General features: G+C 63.4%; 17 protein-coding genes and 2 pseudogenes. 13 read left to right on the top strand and 6 right to left on the bottom strand.

Translation table 11 applies throughout. The annotated features are described in order from the left end of the window. Positions 1 to 4 precede the first annotated feature (4 nt). The 6 genes and pseudogenes from aceF to AC2EBU_RS04880 form a co-directional block, all read left to right on the top strand. Positions 5 to 1,696: a dihydrolipoyllysine-residue acetyltransferase gene (gene aceF, locus AC2EBU_RS04905; protein WP_484609246.1), complete on the top strand. Its 1,692-nt coding sequence runs from the start codon at positions 5 to 7 to the stop codon at positions 1,694 to 1,696. A gap of 19 nt (positions 1,697 to 1,715) precedes the next feature. After that, entirely contained in the window at positions 1,716 to 2,300 is a 585-nt protein-coding gene (locus tag AC2EBU_RS04900) for an MFS transporter (RefSeq protein WP_484609245.1), read from the top strand. A gap of 37 nt (positions 2,301 to 2,337) precedes the next feature. Further along, positions 2,338 to 4,197 (top strand): dihydrolipoyl dehydrogenase, encoded by a 1,860-nt coding sequence (gene lpdA / locus AC2EBU_RS04895; protein ID WP_484609244.1) that lies wholly within the window; start codon positions 2,338 to 2,340, stop codon positions 4,195 to 4,197. 165 nt (positions 4,198 to 4,362) lie between these two features. Continuing rightward, positions 4,363 to 4,562 (top strand): annotated as a pseudogene (locus AC2EBU_RS04890) (IS91 family transposase); the annotation flags it as partial. A gap of 272 nt (positions 4,563 to 4,834) precedes the next feature. Then, entirely contained in the window at positions 4,835 to 5,887 is a 1,053-nt protein-coding gene (locus tag AC2EBU_RS04885; protein ID WP_484609243.1) for a hypothetical protein, read from the top strand. Positions 5,888 to 5,910: 23 nt separating this feature from the next. Further along, a pseudogene (locus AC2EBU_RS04880) lies at positions 5,911 to 6,720 on the top strand (FAD-dependent oxidoreductase); the annotation flags it as partial. Positions 6,721 to 6,821: 101 nt separating this feature from the next. Here the strand turns inward: AC2EBU_RS04880 and AC2EBU_RS04875 are convergent. Both AC2EBU_RS04875 and AC2EBU_RS04870 read right to left on the bottom strand, forming a co-directional pair. After that, a complete protein-coding gene (locus AC2EBU_RS04875) occupies positions 6,822 to 7,088 on the bottom strand; it encodes a Txe/YoeB family addiction module toxin (RefSeq protein WP_484609242.1) in 267 nt (88 codons plus the stop codon). Between the two features lie 5 nt (positions 7,089 to 7,093). Further along, on the bottom strand, positions 7,094 to 7,348 hold the full coding sequence (locus AC2EBU_RS04870) for a type II toxin-antitoxin system Phd/YefM family antitoxin (RefSeq protein WP_484610120.1): 255 nt from the start codon (positions 7,346 to 7,348) through the stop codon (positions 7,094 to 7,096). A gap of 426 nt (positions 7,349 to 7,774) precedes the next feature. Between AC2EBU_RS04870 and AC2EBU_RS04865 the strand changes: the two genes are divergently transcribed. Next, on the top strand, positions 7,775 to 9,811 hold the full coding sequence (locus tag AC2EBU_RS04865; RefSeq protein ID WP_484609241.1) for an oxidoreductase: 2,037 nt from the start codon (positions 7,775 to 7,777) through the stop codon (positions 9,809 to 9,811). Between the two features lie 71 nt (positions 9,812 to 9,882). Here the strand turns inward: AC2EBU_RS04865 and AC2EBU_RS04860 are convergent, their stop codons facing one another. Beyond that, positions 9,883 to 10,092: a hypothetical protein gene (locus AC2EBU_RS04860; protein WP_484609240.1), complete on the bottom strand. Its 210-nt coding sequence runs from the start codon at positions 10,090 to 10,092 to the stop codon at positions 9,883 to 9,885. Between the two features lie 519 nt (positions 10,093 to 10,611). On the opposite strand from AC2EBU_RS04860, the gene AC2EBU_RS04855 reads away from it, so the two are divergent. Then, complete coding sequence (locus AC2EBU_RS04855) at positions 10,612 to 11,616, top strand: putative transporter (protein ID WP_484609239.1); 1,005 nt, start codon at positions 10,612 to 10,614, stop codon at positions 11,614 to 11,616. An 80-nt stretch (positions 11,617 to 11,696) separates the two neighbouring features. Then, the gene (locus tag AC2EBU_RS04850; RefSeq protein ID WP_484610155.1) at positions 11,697 to 11,819 is read left to right on the top strand and encodes a hypothetical protein; all 123 of its coding nucleotides are present in this window, start codon (positions 11,697 to 11,699) and stop codon (positions 11,817 to 11,819) included. A gap of 21 nt (positions 11,820 to 11,840) precedes the next feature. Here AC2EBU_RS04850 and AC2EBU_RS04845 read toward each other — a convergent pair whose 3' ends face one another. Continuing rightward, positions 11,841 to 12,110: an MBL fold metallo-hydrolase gene (locus AC2EBU_RS04845; RefSeq protein WP_484609238.1), complete on the bottom strand. Its 270-nt coding sequence runs from the start codon at positions 12,108 to 12,110 to the stop codon at positions 11,841 to 11,843. A gap of 97 nt (positions 12,111 to 12,207) precedes the next feature. Between AC2EBU_RS04845 and AC2EBU_RS04840 the strand changes: the two genes are divergently transcribed. Next, positions 12,208 to 13,308, top strand: a complete 1,101-nt coding sequence (locus tag AC2EBU_RS04840) for a YeeE/YedE family protein (protein ID WP_484609237.1) — start codon at positions 12,208 to 12,210, stop codon at positions 13,306 to 13,308. Between the two features lie 261 nt (positions 13,309 to 13,569). Here the strand turns inward: AC2EBU_RS04840 and AC2EBU_RS04835 are convergent, their stop codons facing one another. Beyond that, positions 13,570 to 14,226 (bottom strand): hypothetical protein, encoded by a 657-nt coding sequence (locus AC2EBU_RS04835; protein WP_484609236.1) that lies wholly within the window; start codon positions 14,224 to 14,226, stop codon positions 13,570 to 13,572. Positions 14,227 to 14,565: 339 nt separating this feature from the next. Between AC2EBU_RS04835 and AC2EBU_RS04830 the strand changes: the two genes are divergently transcribed. From AC2EBU_RS04830 to AC2EBU_RS04820, 3 genes are all read left to right on the top strand, one after another. After that, a complete protein-coding gene (locus AC2EBU_RS04830; RefSeq protein WP_484609235.1) occupies positions 14,566 to 15,411 on the top strand; it encodes a hypothetical protein in 846 nt (281 codons plus the stop codon). 255 nt (positions 15,412 to 15,666) lie between these two features. After that, entirely contained in the window at positions 15,667 to 16,149 is a 483-nt protein-coding gene (locus AC2EBU_RS04825) for a hypothetical protein (RefSeq protein ID WP_484609234.1), read from the top strand. Positions 16,150 to 16,480: 331 nt separating this feature from the next. After that, on the top strand, positions 16,481 to 16,798 hold the full coding sequence (locus AC2EBU_RS04820; protein WP_484609233.1) for a hypothetical protein: 318 nt from the start codon (positions 16,481 to 16,483) through the stop codon (positions 16,796 to 16,798). A gap of 203 nt (positions 16,799 to 17,001) precedes the next feature. Here AC2EBU_RS04820 and AC2EBU_RS04815 read toward each other — a convergent pair whose 3' ends face one another. Next, positions 17,002 to 17,325 carry a hypothetical protein gene (locus tag AC2EBU_RS04815; protein ID WP_484609232.1) on the bottom strand — a complete coding sequence of 108 codons (324 nt, stop codon included), beginning with the start codon at positions 17,323 to 17,325 and terminating at the stop codon, positions 17,002 to 17,004. Between the last annotated feature and the right edge of the window lie 31 nt (positions 17,326 to 17,356).

Below are 17,356 nucleotides of genomic sequence, written 5' to 3'. Positions count from 1 at the left end.
CAACATGGCACTGATTGAAGTGAAAGTCCCGGATATCGGAGACTTCAAGGACGTGGCAGTCATCGAACTGCTGGTCAAACCCGGCGATACCGTCAAGGCCGAGCAGTCGCTTCTCACCGTGGAGAGCGACAAGGCTTCCATGGAAATTCCCTCCAGCCACGCCGGTGTGGTGCGTGAACTCAAGGTCGCGCTGGGCGATACCGTCAGCGAAGGCTCCCTGGTGCTGCTGCTGGAGGCGGAAGGGGCCGCCAGCAGCCCTGCCGCCACGGTTTCTGAAGATAAATCGGCAATACCCAGCGCAAAATCGTCTCCTGCAGCTACGGAAAGCATAGCGATTGCGGTGGTTGCAGCGGTTGCGCCACCCGCCGGCCCGGTCGAGGTCCGTGTGCCCGACATCGGCGACTTCAAGGACGTCGCCGTCATCGAGGTGTTCGTCAAGCCCGGCGACACGGTCAAGGTCGAGCAAAGCCTGATCACGGTGGAGTCGGACAAGGCGTCGATGGAAATCCCCTCGTCGGCCGCGGGTGTGATCAAGGAGCTGAAAGTCAAGCTCGGTGACACCGTCAACATTGGCGACCTGCTGGCCATTCTGGACGGGCAAGGTGGCACGGCAGCCCCGGCACCAATCGCGGCTGCGGCGGCCGCGAGTGCGCCGGCCGCAGCCGGCTCTGCCTCCGCCTCCGCGCCGACGGCTGCAGCGGCCGCGCCACTGGCGCCGGCCCACAACCCCACGACCGCACCGGTCGGCCTGCCGCACGCGTCCCCGTCGGTGCGCAAGTTCGCCCGTGAACTGGGCGTGCCGCTGGACGAACTCAAGGGCAGCGGCCCCAAGGGTCGCATCACCCAGGACGACGTGCAGGCCTTCACCCGCGCGGTGATGGGCGGCGCCACCCAGACCCGCGCGATTGCCGCGGTGGCCGCCAAGGCACCCGCCGCCGGCGGGGGGGTCACCGGCGGTGGCGAACTGAACCTGATTCCCTGGCCCAAGGTCGACTTCGCCAAGTTCGGCCCGGTGGAGCGCAAGGAGCTGTCGCGCATCAAGAAGATCAGCGGCGCCAATCTGTTCCGCAACGCGGTGATGATTCCCGCCGTCACCAACCATGACGACGCCGACATCACCGAGCTCGAAGCCTTCCGCGTGTCCACCAACAAGGAAAACGAGAAGAGCGGCGTCAAGGTGACGATGCTCGCCTTCCTGATCAAGGCCTGCGTCGCGGCGCTCAAGAAATTCCCCGAATTCAACAGCAGCCTGGACGGCGATGCGCTGGTCTACAAGCAGTACTGGCACATCGGCTTTGCCGCCGACACCCCCAACGGCCTGGTGGTGCCGGTGATCAAGGACGCCGACAAGAAAGGCATCCTGCAGATCAGCCAGGAAATGGGCGAGCTGGCCAAGAAGGCCCGCGACGGCAAGCTCGGCCCGGCCGACATGTCCGGCGCCACCTTCACCATCTCCAGCCTGGGCGGGATCGGCGGGCGCTACTTCACGCCCATCATCAACGCGCCGGAAGTCGCCATCCTGGGCGTGTGCAAGAGCCAGATGGAGCCGGTGTGGGACGGCAAGCAGTTTGTGCCGCGCCTGATGCTGCCGCTGTCGCTGACCTGGGACCACCGGGTCATCGACGGCGCGGCGGCCGCGCGTTTCAACGCCTATCTGGGTCAGATCCTGGCGGATTTCCGCCGGGTGCTGCTCTGATCGCGGCGGAGACGGCGCGGTGACAACAATCGCGGTCGTGAAGAAGGCGGGTCAGGTGGCGATCGCTGCCGACACGCTGGTGACCTTCGGCGACACGCGCCTGTCGCGTCGCTACGAGGCCAACAGCAAGCTCTTCAGGGTGGACACGCCGGCGGGCCCCAGCTGGCTGGGCATGGCCGGTACCGTGGCGCACTTTCCGGTGGTGCGCAAGGCCCTGAATGCGCTACCGCCGGAGCAGCGCCTGCTTTGCAGCAAGGACGCGGTGTTCGACACCTTCACCCGGCTGCATCCGCTGCTCAAGGAAAACTTCTTCCTGCAGACCAAGGAAGAAGAGCACGACCCCTACGAATCGAGCCAGTTCACCGTGCTGATCGCCAATGCCAGCGGCATCTTCGGCGTCTACAGCTACCGCGAAGTGTTCGAGTTCGAGGAGTTCTGGGCCATCGGATCGGGCCGCGCCTTTGCGCTGGGCGCGATGCATGCGGCCTGGCCGCGCGCCCGCAGTGCCCGTGAAGTGGCGGTGGCCGCGCTGGAATCCGCCTGCGAATTCGACAAGAACTCCGCCGCCCCGGTGGAGTTGCAAACCCTCAAACTGAAAGCGTAACGCCCGGCCCCTGCCGCGGCTTGCCAGGAGACTGTTCATGAGCCTGATCGACATCAAGGTCCCCGATATCGGGGATTTCAAAGACGTAGCCGTCATCGAACTGCTGGTCAAACCCGGCGACACGATCAAAGCCGAGCAAAGCCTGATGACCGTGGAGAGCGACAAGGCCTCGATGGAAATCCCCTCCAGCCACGCCGGTGTGGTCAAGGCGCTGAAGGTCCAGCTCGGTGACAAAGTCAGCGAGGGCACCGTGGTGCTGACCCTCGAAGTGGCCGCCGGCGCCAGCGGAGCCGCCAGCGCCGCTGCGCCCGCGGTTTCGGAACAAAAAGTGGCAATACCCAGCGCAAACGCGTCGTCTTCTGCTATCAATTCCATGCCTGTGGCGGCACCCGCAGCGGCCTGCTTTGGTGGCACGGCCGATATCGAGTGCGACGTGCTGGTGCTCGGCGGGGGCCCGGGCGGTTACTCGGCCGCCTTCCGCGCGGCCGACCTGGGCCTGAAGGTGGTCATCGTAGAGCGCTACGCCACCCTGGGCGGCGTCTGCCTGAACGTGGGCTGCATCCCCTCCAAAGCGCTGCTGCATGTGGCGGCGGTCATGGACGAAGTCAGCCACATGGCCGACCTGGGCGTGGACTTCGGCGCACCGGTGGTCAACATCGACAAACTGCGGGGCCACAAGGAAAAGGTGATTGGCAAACTCACCGGCGGCCTGGCCGCGATGGCCAAGATGCGCAAGGTGACCACCGTGCGTGGCTACGGCCACTTTGTCGGCGCCAACCATCTGGAAGTGGAGGAAACCAGTGGCACCGGCCAGGAAAAGACCGGCACCAAGAAAGTGGTGGCGTTCAAAAAAGCCATCATCGCCGCCGGCAGCCAGGCGGTGCGCTTGCCCTTCATGCCCGACGATCCGCGAGTGGTGGACAGCACCGGCGCGCTGGCGCTCAAGGAAGTGCCCAAGCGCATGCTGATCCTGGGCGGCGGCATCATCGGCCTGGAAATGGGCACGGTCTACAGCACCTTGGGCGCGCGCCTGGACGTGGTGGAAATGATGGACGGCCTGATGCAGGGCGCCGACCGCGACCTGGTCAAGATCTGGCAGAAGATGAACGCCAAGCGCTTCGACAACATCATGCTCAAGACCAAGACGGTGGGTGCCAAGGCGACACCGGCGGGCATCGAAGTGACGTTTGCGCCAGCGGAAGAGGGCGGCAGCGCCCCCCCGCCACAAACCTACGACCTGGTGCTGCAAGCCGTGGGCCGCACCCCCAACGGCAAGAAGATCGCCGCCGACAAGGCCGGCGTGGCCGTGACCGACCGCGGCTTCATCAACGTCGACATCCAGATGCGCACCAATGTGCCCCACATCTTCGCCATCGGCGACATCGTCGGCCAGCCCATGCTGGCGCACAAGGCGGTACACGAGGCGCATGTGGCGGCCGAAGTCATTGCCGGTGAACTGCAGGGCAACAAGGAACTGGCCGCCGCCGCGTTCAACGCCCGCGTCATCCCCAGTGTGGCCTACACCGACCCCGAAGTGGCCTGGGTCGGCCTGACCGAAGACCAGGCCAAGGCGCAGGGCATCAAGGTGAAAAAAGGCCTGTTCCCCTGGACCGCTTCCGGCCGCGCCATTGCGAACGGCCGCGACGAAGGCGTGACCAAGCTGCTGTTCGACGATTCCCCCGAGGCCCACGGCCACGGCAAGATCCTGGGCGGGGGCATGGTCGGCACCCATGCGGGCGACATGATTGGCGAGATCGCACTGGCGATCGAGATGGGTGCCGACGCGGTCGACATCGGCAAGACCATCCACCCGCACCCCACGCTGGGCGAGAGCATCGGCATGGCGGCGGAGGTGGCGCATGGCAGTTGCACGGATGTGCCGCCGGCGCGGAAGTAAACCCACAGCATTCAGGCCACCTCGCAAAGCCCGAACTGGCAGCTGTTCGGGCTTTGCGCTTTCCATGCCAGATTCTTCTCAACCAAAGCTCTACAACCTGCGGCACCCTGAGCGCACACTGCTGTATCAAGCCATAGCCGAGTTCTTCAAGATCTGGTTGGAACCGAAGTGTTCCCGCCTTTGTGCCCGCTGTGCGGTGGGCAGATGCGCATCATCGCTTTCATTATGCCCAGCGTCGATATCCGCCACATCCTGGAGCACGCCGGAGTCGAGTCAGAGCCACCGCGCATTGCCCGGCGCCGGCCGCCGCTGTGGGGGGTAGTGGTGCGATCCTTCGCGACGGCAGTCAGATCGGGCAGGATTGAGACTTGGTGGAACAACCGGCACCGGATTGCGAGCTTGATCAGCGCATCAATTGGTGACCAAGGAAAACGGCACATCCCTTGAGTCAATGGGATGTTGCGGTGCTGTGTGCGCTGCCGCTGCACAGCCGACTTGTTTAGGGGCATCCGCGCTCCTCGATCGCTGTGAGCTCTCAAGCTGCGGATTTCATCGAGTTGGTATCGCCCAGAATGCCTGCCATACTTGAACTCATACGATTGGATTTCTTATCCGTCAAGTTTGAACGAGGCTCGACATGATTCGCTTCCTCCTTTGCATCCTGGCGACTCTCTATCCGTTCACGGTCCGCGCATTAACACCGGCTCAGAACAGGACGTTGGCGCAACAGATCGTCAAAGCGTGCCAACGGGAGGTCGACGCTGCCGCGCTCGCCGTGAATCAGGCAGGTTCTCAGTTCCTGGGCGGGCCTCTGGATCCGCCTGTGTACATCACCAACAACGTGCTTGTTGATTATCAGCGAGTGAGTTTTCCGCTACCCGAGGCTGCTCTGCTCAGGCTTCAGCAACAGCTTTCAGCCTTTGAGGGCAGAATTGCCGCTTACGCGGCCCATGGAGGCGTGTCCGAGGCTTGGATCGCCATCCGGCGCCTCGATTTGTGCGGCCACCGCTTCTTTCTCACATACTCTGGCGCGCCACAACTTGCGCAACCTACTCAGCCACTAGCCTCGCGAGCCGGCGCATCCCAAATTGCCCAACCATCCCAGCCTGCTGCCTCATCGCCAGCCAAGGGGTGTAGTAGTGTGGCGCCCAGTTGCCAAACACTGCAGGATGGCAGCACCATGGAAATGTACCGAGATGGGATGTACCTCATTACGCGCCCCAATGGCAGTCGGGAACGCTATGAGGGTGGAAGGCTCACCGAGATCTGGCACAACGGGGTCCTCAAGTTGGTAGATAGCTCTCGGAATCCGGACCGGTCTCCCCCCTCTTCCGAGGTGCCGGGCTTTGAGGCACGCCCGAGCAAGTCACCAGAGATGAAGAGACCTCCAGGCGAGGACGCGCGGCACTGCATCCGCTTCACCAATCTTGGTACTGGCGATGCCGCAATCCATGGTGGCAACAAAGTAATGACCAACACGTGCAGCTACACGATCGAGGCATTCTGGTGTGCGATTGGACCGGAGTGCGACAAAGACATTGGAAGCACGTGGACTCTGGGTCCAAATCGAAGCTGGCAGGTATCGGCGAAACAGGACTACCGTTGGGGCGCCTGTCGCGGCCCGGACAGCGGTGCATTCTTGTTGGGAACGTTCGGAATTCAGTACAACTGCGTTCAACCGCTGCGTTGACAGACCGAGTACCTTACTGATTCAAGATCTGGCAGAAGATGAACGCCGAGCGCTTCGACAACATCATGCTCAAGACCAAGACGGTGGGTGCCAAGGCGACACCGGCCGGTATCGAAGTGACGTTTGCATCCGCCGAAGAGGGCGGCAGCGCCCCCGCGCCGCAGGTGTACGACCTCGTGCTGCAAGCCGTGGGCCGCACACCCAATGGCAAGAAGATCGCCGCCGAACAAGCAGGTGTGGCCGTCACAGACCGCGGCTTTATCAACGTCGACATCCAGATGCGCACCAACGTGCCGCACATCTTCGCCATCGGCGACATCGTGGGCCAGCCCATGCTGGCGCACAAAGCGGTGCACGAAGCGCATGTGGCGGCCGAAGTGATTGCCGGTGAACTGCAAGGCGACAAAGAGCTGGCCGCCGCCGCCTTCAACGCCCGCGTGATCCCGAGCGTGGCCTACACCGACCCCGAGGTGGCCTGGGTCGGCTTGACCGAAGACCAGGCCAAGGCGCAGGGCATCAAGGTGAAAAAAGGCCTGTTCCCCTGGACCGCTTCCGGCCGCGCCATTGCGAACGGCCGCGACGAAGGCGTGACCAAGCTGCTGTTCGACGATTCCCCCGAGGCCCACGGCCACGGCAAGATCCTGGGCGGGGGCATGGTCGGCACCCATGCGGGCGACATGATCGGCGAGATCGCACTGGCGATCGAGATGGGTGCCGACGCGGTCGACATCGGCAAGACCATCCACCCGCACCCCACGCTGGGCGAGAGCATCGGCATGGCGGCCGAGGTGGCGCATGGCAGTTGCACGGATGTGCCGCCGGCGCGGAAGTAAACCTGTCTCCAGGCCAACCGGAAAAAGCCCGAACTGGCAACCGTTCGGACTTTGCCTTGTGTCTCAGCAAAAGGGCGTGCCCGAAGCCGAACTGTCAATCGTTAATCGTCGTAGTGGCCCCGGCACGCGATCACGTCAAGGTCTGCATCATCCACGGCATACACCAGTCGATGCACGTCATCAATGCGCCTTGACCAGTACCCGGTCATGTTGCCCATCAACGGCTCGGGCTTGCCAATCCCGGCGAACGGATCACGCGCCGCCGCTTCGATCAGTGTGTTGATGCGTCTCAAGGTCTTCTTGTCTTGCCCCTGCCACCAGGTGTAATCACCCCACGCCGCCGGGGTGAATCGAATGGAGCGTGCCACGCCGCTCAGTCCTTGACCAGTTCGCGCCGTCTGGCCTTGCCTGCCTTGTGCTGCGCGATGGATTTGGCCAGGTGCGCAGCATTCGCCGGGGTGGAAAGCAGGTGCATGGTCTCCATGATGCTTTCGTAGTGGTCGAGCGACATCACCACAGCGTCCGCCCCGTCGCGCCGACTGATCACCGTCACATCAGCGTCTTCATGCACGCGGTCAAGCACCGCCTTCAAGGCGCTGCGTGCTTCGGAATAGGTCACGATTTTCATAAGCACCATTTCTAACTTGTACTCAAAGTTGTCCAAGTGTAGCTCTTTCCACTTTGAATAGGGTCACGCGCGGGCCAGGCAGGAGATTGTCATTGCGGTCAGCACACCACCGCGCGTTGCGGCACCTCACACCAGCGATGTGCGACCCGGTCCTGCAGGCTGTCGGCCGCACGCCCAATGGCAAGAAGATTGCCGCGGACAAATCGCGTACCGATTTGCCGCCTGGCAAGAGTTAGGCCCGCAACCCAGCGTCCTTGATACAGCCCGAACTGGCAACGGTTCGGGCTTGGTGCTTTGCATGCCGGACCAACCACCGAAAAGACGGCAAATGGTGCACAGCACTCACGCCGGATTCTTCCGAACCACAGCGCCATGGCCCCAGAATGACCCCCGGTCGCCGCCCTCATTCCCAAGGAGCTCACTGCCATGCCCATCCACCCCCGCTACCCCCACCTTTTCACCCCCCTCGACCTCGGCTTCACCCGCCTGAAAAACCGGGTGCTGATGGGTTCGATGCACACGGGGCTGGAGGAGGCGGAAGGCGGCTTCGAGCGGCTGGCGGCCTACTATGCGGAACGGGTGCGCGGCGGGGTGGGGATGATCATCACCGGCGGCATCCCGCCCAACGAGGAGGGCGGCTTCGGTGCCCAGCTGTCCACGCCGGCGGAGGCCGATCAGCACCGGCTCATCACCGACGCGGTGCACGCGGCCGATGCGGACGTGAAGATCTGCATGCAGATCCTGCACATGGGCGCGCTGGCGCCCAACCCGGCCTGCGTGGCGCCCTCGGCGGTGAAGTCACGCATCGCGCCCCATACGCCGCAGGCGCTGGACGAGGCCGGCATCGAGAAGCAACTGGGCGATTTCGCGAATTGCGCCGTGCTGGCCCGCGAGGCGGGCTACGACGGGGTGGAGATCATCTGCTCGGCAGGCTACCTGCTGTCCACCTTCCTGGTGCAGAAGACCAACCTGCGCGCCGACGCCTGGGGCGGCGCGTTCGAGCACCGCATGCGCTTCCCCGTGGAGGTGGTGCGCCGGGTGCGCGCGGCCGTGGGGCCGGATTTCATCCTGATCTTCCGCATCTCCGCGATGGACATGCTCGAAGGCGGCCTGGCCTGGGACGAGATCGTGACGCTGGCGCGCGCAGTGGAAGCCGCCGGTGCCAACATCCTCAGCACGCACTTCTGCTGGCACGAGGCCCCGGTGCCCACCATCGCCACCATGGTGCCGCGCGCGGCGTTTGCGTCGGTCACCGGGCGGCTGCGCCAGGTGGTGACGGTGCCAGTGATCACCAGCAACCGCATCAACATGCCTGAGGTGGCCGAATCCGTGCTGGCGCGCGGCGATGCGGACCTGGTGTCGATGGCGCGGCCGATGCTGGCCGACCCCGAATGGGTGAACAAGGCGCGCGAAGGCCGCGAGGATCAGATCAACACCTGCATCGCCTGCAACCAGGCCTGTCTGGACCACACCTTTGGCGGCTACAAACAGGTGAGCTGCCTGGTCAACCCGCGCGCCTGCAACGAAACGCTGCTGAACTACGGGCCGACCCCGGCGCCCAAGCGGCTGGCCGTGGTGGGCGCCGGGCCGGCCGGGCTGGCCTATGCGACGGTGGCCGCCCAGCGCGGGCACGCGGTGACGCTGTTCGACAGCGCGGAGGAGATCGGCGGGCAGTTCAACCTGGCCAAGCGAATCCCGGGCAAGGAGGAGTTCTTCGAGACGCTGCGCTACTACCGCCGGATGATTGACCTGTATGGCATTGACCTGCGGCTGAACACGCGGGTGGACGCGGCGGCGCTGCAGGCCGACGGCTTTGACGAGGTGGTCGTGGCCACCGGCATCGCGCCGCGCCAGCCCGAGATCGAGGGGATCGGGCACCCCAAGGTGGTGGGCTACATCGACGTGATCCTGGGTCGCCAGCCGGTGGGCCAGCGCGTGGCGATCATGGGGGCGGGCGGCATCGGCTTTGACGTGGCGGAACTCATCACGCACGCCGGCCCGTCGGGGGCGACCGACATTCAAGTGTTCGCCCGCGAGTGGGGCATCGACTTTGCCAATCACCCGCGCGGCGGCGTGACGGGCGTGGTGCCGCAGGTGGCCTCCAGCGGGCGCAGCGTGACGTTGCTGCAGCGCAAAATGGACCCGGTCGGCAAGACCCTGGGCCGCACCACCGGCTGGACGCACCGCATGACGCTGGCGCGCCGCGGCGTGCGGATGGTCAATGGCGTGGAATACCTGAAGGTGGACGATGCCGGCCTGCACGTGCGCGTGCACGGCGAGCCGCAGCTGCTGGAAGTGGACACGGTCATCGTCTGCGCCGGCCAGCTGCCGTTGCGGACGTTGTACGACGAATTGGTGGCTGCGGGCCTGAAGGCCACGCTGGTCGGCGGCGCGTTCGAGGCGTCGGAGCTGGACGCCAAGCGGGCGATCGACCATGCCAGCCGGCTGGCGGCGGTGGTGTGAGCCTTTCCGGGACGAATTTCAAGGCATTTCGGCCAGTATCCAGCGTAAAAAGGTCATCATTCGCTTCCATTTCAGGAGCAAACTGCTTGGCTGATCTTGCCTTGGATGGCGCTGGCCAGGTTCAACGCCGAATGGGGATGCGCCACACCACCCAGCCGCCCACCAGACCGAGCGCCGGCACGGTGCCCTGCAGCCACGGGCGGCCGGCGAATTGCCACGCCGATCGCAACCAGCAACGTCCGTTGCAGGGTGGGGCGTTCGCGGGCGTCAGTCATGGTCACGGCCTCATTGGCGGCGCATCGGATTTCCTTGCACTGGAGGCGCTTCGGTCTGGTCGGTGGTGGCCGGATCCGGTGCCCGTGTCACGACAGCGGGTCAGTGGGCACCGTCATGGAGGGGGAGGCATGATGACTGCGGTGGCGTAGTGGCGTACCAATCTGCAGCGAAGTGGACAGAGGGTTTCAGTTTTCGTGAGCTGCGATCCAATCTGGATGCAGTGACAGATCACTCCCCGCATTTGCCGTTCATTGATCGATTCAAGGTCCGTCGCGGGTGGTATGGCCACGCTGATGGCAGGTTAGTCACGGATGAAGCCAGCTTGCTTGATGTTGACGCTCAGGGCAGGAGCCGCTTACCGAACGCGCGGAGCACGAACTCGGGTCGATGAAAGATTCTGCTACCAGCGCTGCGGTCAACGGAGGCCAGAAAATAATACAAACAGCCTTTAGGGGCTGCCTGTGGCGCGGCGGTGAAAAATCCAACCTGGGCGCACCGGCGGCTCAGAAACCAAGGAATAGTCAATGTTTCGTTCTTTTTTCCTCAACAAAAAATGGGCCTTGTGGGCCTGGCCCGGTGTGGTGCTGATCCTGTTTGCTGTCTGGTACCAGGTGCAGGTATCCGTCCAGATCAACGATTGGTATGGCGGGTTTTATGACTACCTGCAGAAAATCCTGTCCCAACCCGGCTCGACCAGTTTGTCCGAGTTCAATGGGTTCCTCTGGTCGTTTGGCAGGATTGCCGTGGTGGCCATCGTGGTCGCGGTGTTTGTCGGCTTCTTCACCAAGCACTGGATTTTTCGCTGGCGCACCGCCATGACCGAGTTTTACGAGAGCCAGTGGCACAAGGTGCGTCATATTGAAGGGGCGTCTCAGCGCGTGCAGGAAGACACCGCCATGTTTTCCCGCATCATGCAGGGTCTGGGGGTGAGCTTCATGCGCTCAGTCATGACGCTCGTTGCGTTCTTGCCCATTCTCTGGGGTCTATCGGCCAAGGTGACCGAGCTGCCTCTGTTGGGCCAGGTGGACCAGGGACTGGTGTACGTGGCGTTACTCTCGGCCATTGGTGGTACCACGCTGCTGATGCTGGCGGGCATCCGTTTGCCGGGGCTGGAATTCAACAACCAACTCACCGAGGCGGCCTACCGCAAGGAACTGGTGCTGGGCGAGGATGATGCCAGCCGCGCCCACCCGCCCAAGCTGCGCGAGCTGTGGGGTACCTTGCGGACCAATCACTTTCGCTTGTATTTCAACTACCTGTACTTCGACGTGGCCAAGTGGTCTTACCTGCAATTCAGCGTCTTGATCCCGCTCATCGCGTTGGGCCCTACGCTGGTGGCGGGCGTCATCACGCTGGGCATCTTCCAGCAAATCTCCAATGCATTCGACAAGGTTGAAAACTCGTTCCAGTACCTGGTCAACAGTTGGGAAACCATCGTTGAGCTGATCTCGGTCTTCAAGCGCCTGTGGGCGTTTGAACGGGCAATTGCCAACGCGCCAGAGGTCCCGCCGGTCTTGGGCGCCGGCTGAGCCTCCAACCCGTTCCTGCGTGCCTGGCGCGGGCAAATGCGCGAGGCCAGTAGCTTGTTCACCTGGTCAGGCAGAAAGCTTTGACCGACGCCGTGGACATCGACAAGACCATCCACACGTACCCCACGCTGGGCGAATCCATTGGCATGGCGGCGCGGGTGACGCACGGTAGCTGCACCGATGTGCCGCCGGCGCGGAACTAAGTCCTCAGCGTATGGTCCATCTCACAGAGCCCGAACTGGCAGCAGTTCGCGCTTTGCGCTTTTCTTCTTTTCCTGTTTGTTGTTGCGACAGTACCCGCAGTCGGCCTGGCCGATGAAAGGGATGCGGCTGCGAAACACCAGGTCTGCCGCAAACAGAATCCTCTGGCCCGGCAGGTAGACGACCAAGTCTTCCGGTGTGTGCGACGGACCGACCGGCTGCAGGTCGAACCGAACGCCACCGACGGTGAGGGAGGTCGCGGGGTCGATCCAGCGGTCGGCCGGCACCCTCACCCAGCAGCACGGTCGGCATCTTGACCGTCATCAACCTGCGACACCCCGGTACAGACTAGCATTCACATAAGTTACAACGGATGTATCGAGGAAGCCCATGAACCTGGCAACCCTTCTGGAGCGCTTCGGTGACGGCAACGTGCTGGCTGTGGGCGGCGCCGTGATCGGCATGCTGTTCGGATTTTTTGCCCAGCGTTCACGCTTTTGCCTGCGTGCCGCGGTCATCGAGTTCTGGCACCGCTCGTTCGGTGAAAAACTCTCCGTCTGGCTGCTGGCGTTTTCGACCGCCGTGGTGGTGGTGCAGCTGCTGGTGCTGATGCATGCGCTGGACATCAGCAGCGCCCGCCAGCTGTCCTCGCGTGGCAGCCTGTCGGGCGCCCTGATCGGCGGCTTGCTGTTCGGCGCGGGCATGATCATGACGCGCGGCTGCGCCAGCCGCCTGCTGGTGCTGTCGGCCAATGGCAACCTGCGTGCCCTGCTGTCCGGACTGATCTTTGCCGTGGCCGCCCAGGCTTCGCTGTCGGGTGCGCTGGCGCCGTTGCGCCTCGAAATCAGCAGCTGGTGGACCGTCGACGGCGGGCCGTCCCGGGACCTGCTGGCGCTCACCGGCATCGGCCCCTGGGGCGGCTTGCTGTCGGGCCTGGTCTGGTTTGCGGCGGCGCTGGTTTTTTCGCTGCGCAGCCCGAGCCGGGGCTTGTGGATGTGGGTGGGCGGCATTGGCACCGGCCTGATGGTGGCGGCGGCCTGGACCTTCAGCTTTCTGGTGTCCACCCAGTCGTTCGAGGCCGTGCAGATCCAGGGCCTGACGTTCAGCGGACCGTCGGCGGAATGGCTGATGCGGGTGCTGTCGTCACCCGCCCCGAAAGTCGGCTTCGATTTCGGCCTGCTGCCGGGCGTCTTTGCGGGCTCGTTTCTCGGCGCCGTGGTGGGCCGGGATCTGAAACTGGAAGGATTCAAGGATGGCTACAGCATGCGGCGGTACATCGTCGGTGCGGTGCTGATGGGCTTCGGCTCGATGATGGCCGGGGGGTGTGCCGTCGGCGCAGGTGTCACCGGCGGCGCCATTTTTGCGGTCACCGCGTGGCTGACCCTGGTCGGGATGTGGCTGGGAGCCGGTCTGACCGACTGGCTGATGGACCGACCGGAGGGCGGGACCTCCACCGCCACAGAGCTGGCCGTCTCGGTCAAGGCGCCCTGACGTTCGTCGCTCCCTGCCGGTTTCTGGTGTCGCTGGAACGCCGCCCGGCACCCGAATTCCCGTGGTCTTGCCGACGGCCGGCTGACGCGGACTTTCCTGATGTTTTTGGCCACTTTCGGCCACTACCCTTCGTCGGAAGGTGATTGTTTGCTACTTTTGTAATAGCGTTCGCCGGCGCTTTCGGCCCAAGCCCCGGCCCCGGCCTTGACGCCGGGTGCTGCCGGGGCGCTAGCCGGAGGATCGCTTGCGAAGTTTGCCTCCTCACCGCGCCGGTACAACACGCGAGAGCAACTCGGCGTCCAGCACACCGGCACCCTGCGGGTGCGCGGCGGAACGCTCCACATGGCGTTTGATCGTCGCCAAGCCCTCGGCGGGATTCAACCAGCGGGTTTCCAGTTCGCTCTGGTTCACGCTCCAGACCAGCTTGAAGGCTTTGAAAGTACCGGCTGGCACCGTCACATCGCCCCAGGACTCCACCTTGCCTTCGATCTTCACAGGCACTTGGTTGCCTGAGGGGTACAGCGTCACCGTGTGTTGCGTTGCCCACGTCTTGCCCACCTGAAGCGGCCAGGGGTAGTCGATCGGCGGGTCGAAAGACATCACCGGCTGCCCCTTCGCGTTGAGCGTTGCCAGCTGGCCGAAATGAACAGGATCGTGCAGGCTTACCCCCGCTTGCGGTGCGCCGAACGCGATGACGGGTTTTCCATCCCAGGTGGAGCTTGCATGGGTCCAGACGACCTGGCCGTCAAAGCTGCCCAGGCTGCCCGAGCTCTTGCGGTGGTAGGTGGTGACGGTGCCAGCAGGGCTGATCACCATCTTCTGTGCCGTCGGTGGAGTGCTCGCGCAGCCAGCGGTCAGCAAAAGAGCGGCCGATGTCAGCAACGCTGCACTGACATGCGTGGTGAACTTGATGTTCATGAATACTTCCTTTTGTGGTATCGGTGCACACCGCCGACCGGCAGTGACACGGGACCTGCGCCCAAGTTCAATTTAGGCCTCTGGACTGGGTTCGCACTGATCTGCGTCAATCGGTGGGGCGCCAGGGTGTCTGACCCAAGGGCGCAGCCTGCCCTTCACGCCAGCCGTCCCGCGTGTGGTTGACAGCATCGGCGCTTGGCAATGAACAAGCACTCATTCAAGCCCGGTGAGCTGGCTTTCGTTGCCCCAAACCTGGGCCATAATTAACCACGGTCGGGTGGATTTCCTACCGGCGTCAGTCGCTTGCGCAACCCGCTGGGAACACCAATTGGAGCCTTCATGCCCGCTTCTTTCGCCTCCACACCCGCCTGCCGCGCCCATTGGCGTTACCTTCTGCTCGCGTGCACACTGGCTATGCCCACAGGGGCCGCACCGCCCGATCCGATGGCTCGGGCACGCGCCGTGTACACAGAGGTGAACCAGGGCGTCCAGCGCATGTCCGCGCAGCGTTTTCTTGCGCGGGTGCCAGGAGTCGAGTACGTCAGTGAGGTGGTCGCATCGGTTGATAAGGGACAGGTGCGGAAACTCGCGGTAACGGATCCAGACGATTCAGGCAACGTGTTGACCGATCTGTACTTTGATAGCGATGGAGCGCTGGTTTTTGCCCTGCGCACCACCCAGGGCTACACGGCCAGCGGGCAGGTCAAGACTCGCAACGAACACCGCTTGTACTTCGAGCAAGACCGGCTGGTGCACATGCTGGCTGGCATGACCAAGACACCGTTGCCGCCCGGGGACCGGTTCGCACAAGCCGAAGCGGCCATCGCACAGACCATGGCAGCAGCTTTGCGCAAAGCGACTCTCGCGCCACCTTCACCCACGGTAGCTGTGGGCAGCCAGCGCAAGCTGGCCCAGGGAACCGTGATCAACGTGAACACCGGTGATACCGCCTGCCACATCGAGCTGGTCGATGCAGCTGGCAGAGTTCACCAGGAAATGGCAGACTTTCGCCTGTGCGAGGCACCCGAAAAGTTGCTGAACCGCCAGATGACCCTCTCCTACACCACGGCGACTGTGATGGCGGCTGCTTGTCAGGGCAACATCGGTTGCACCAGGAAAGACACGGTTGCGCTGGTCACGCGCGCAGTGCCGGCAGGCATGGCGCCCAACGCGGTCAAGCGGTAACGCTGGCCGCAGCTCGACTGGCAGCCACTACCTGTGTGAATCCAGCGGGACAGGCCACACTCCTGCCGATGACAGTGATTCGACATTCCGTTCAGAGGCCCTAGCATGACCTCCCATGTTTCGCTACGCGCAGACCGGCGCCACGCGCTTGCGCTGCTCTTGATGTCAATTTTCAGCTTCCCCCTGTGCGGTCGGGCGCAAACACCGCCTGCAACAGGCACTTGGACTGCGGCATCGGTCAACGACGGTCATACATTGACCTACAGCACCCGGGTCATGCTGCTGGGCAAATCCACACCAGTAAGCGTGAGGTTTTCTGCCTTTCCCACGGTCAGGAAAGACATCCATGGCACCTTGGGCTGGGACGTGACGGTACGCGGCACAGACGAGCTCAGGGGTTTCGATTTCAATGCTTTTGATGGCCCGGACGCCATATCGGGTAATCGCAAATTGATGACCGTTGGCCTCATGTCGGCGGGCAAAGCGACCTTGAACACCGCGTTTGCCGTGAGCGGCAGCTTCACCGATACCAACGATTTCACATTTGGCGTGATGGCGCTGAGTCGACTGAAATCCAGCACAGAACGCCGCGTGCTTGAAAGCCTGGCAGACCACACCACGCAGTCCATGACCATCAGCATTCAGGATGCCCGTGACGCCAAAACCCGCCTTGAATTGACCGTGCCTCTGGCGGGGCAGCATGCTGCGATGCGCAAGCTGCTGTCGGTGCTCAAATGAAACGGAAACCCCGCGCACAGTCGCTTACCTCGACGCAACCCTGCGCCCAGCAATGACCCGACACGCCCATTGGCCCACTTCACGCCCTGCGCTGCCCGCGATGTGGGTATCTATCGTCCTTGCCCTGTGTGCGGTGCCAGGCACGGCGGCCGCACAGGCCGCGCCAACTGCCAGGTTGACCAAGTCATGGTGTACCGCGCAGGAGATCAACGTTTTCACCTGTCATCCCGGGAAAAAAACCGTATCCGTGTGTGCCAGTCCGGATGCGTCGGCCCACAAGGGTGCGCTGTACTACCGGTTTGGCCCGCTCGCTGGTGGCCAACAGCCCGAGATGACCTTGCCCGAAAAGGCGACGCCGCCGCGGTTGACTGCAACGGGTGAGACGGCCACTTACGCAGGCGGTGCTGGCAGTTGGTTGCGCTTCAAGAAAGGGGCTTACGCCTATGTGGTGTACACCGGAATCGGGCGCTGGGGGCCGAAAGGTCGGCCTTTGGCGCTGCAAGGTGTGGCCGTTGAACATAAGGGCAAACTGATTGCCAATCTGCCTTGCCCCACAACAGAAGTGGACGAATTGGGCCGCGACTGGTACGAAACGATGGGTATTCAACTGGACGATCAGGATTTCGCTTTTCCCGATACCGACAGGTAACTTTTCAGGCCTTCATCGCGTTGTTCCATCGAATGGGTCGCTCTGCTTCTTGGGTCAATGTCGGGCGGTATTCAGCGTTGACGCAACGGCTTTCTCCCCTGCCGCAGGCAAACTGAATCACCTTGGCGCGGGGGAGGTTCAACGTCCCCACCGCTCACGGTTTCATGACCATGCCCGCTCGTTCACCGCCCGATCGATACCAGTCAGCGCGGCATTTGCGGGCAGGGCGGCACGGGCGGGACATCCGTCGGGGTACAGGGTGCCACGCGGGGCTGGAGATGGCGTTGGAGCGCGGCGATCAGGGTGTCGATTTTTGTGAGGAACTCGTCGCGGCTGGCGCAGGGTCTCTCGGTGAACATTCGCGTCGCCCAGTCGGCGATATCCCCCTTGCCGGCCTGCCGTGCCCAGCGACGCACCTCGCAATAGGCCAGCAGGGCAAGTCGGCCCAGATCCTGGTTCCGGCGCGCATGGTGCAGGTCAGCCAGAAGGTCTTCCAGCGCCAGTTGGTTGGTGTCCGAGGTGGTCATGTTGCAGTGCAGCATAGAAACGGTGCCTGAC

The organism is Curvibacter sp. T50, from assembly GCF_057219955.1.
This window is presented reverse-complemented; position numbering and strand designations above follow the sequence as displayed.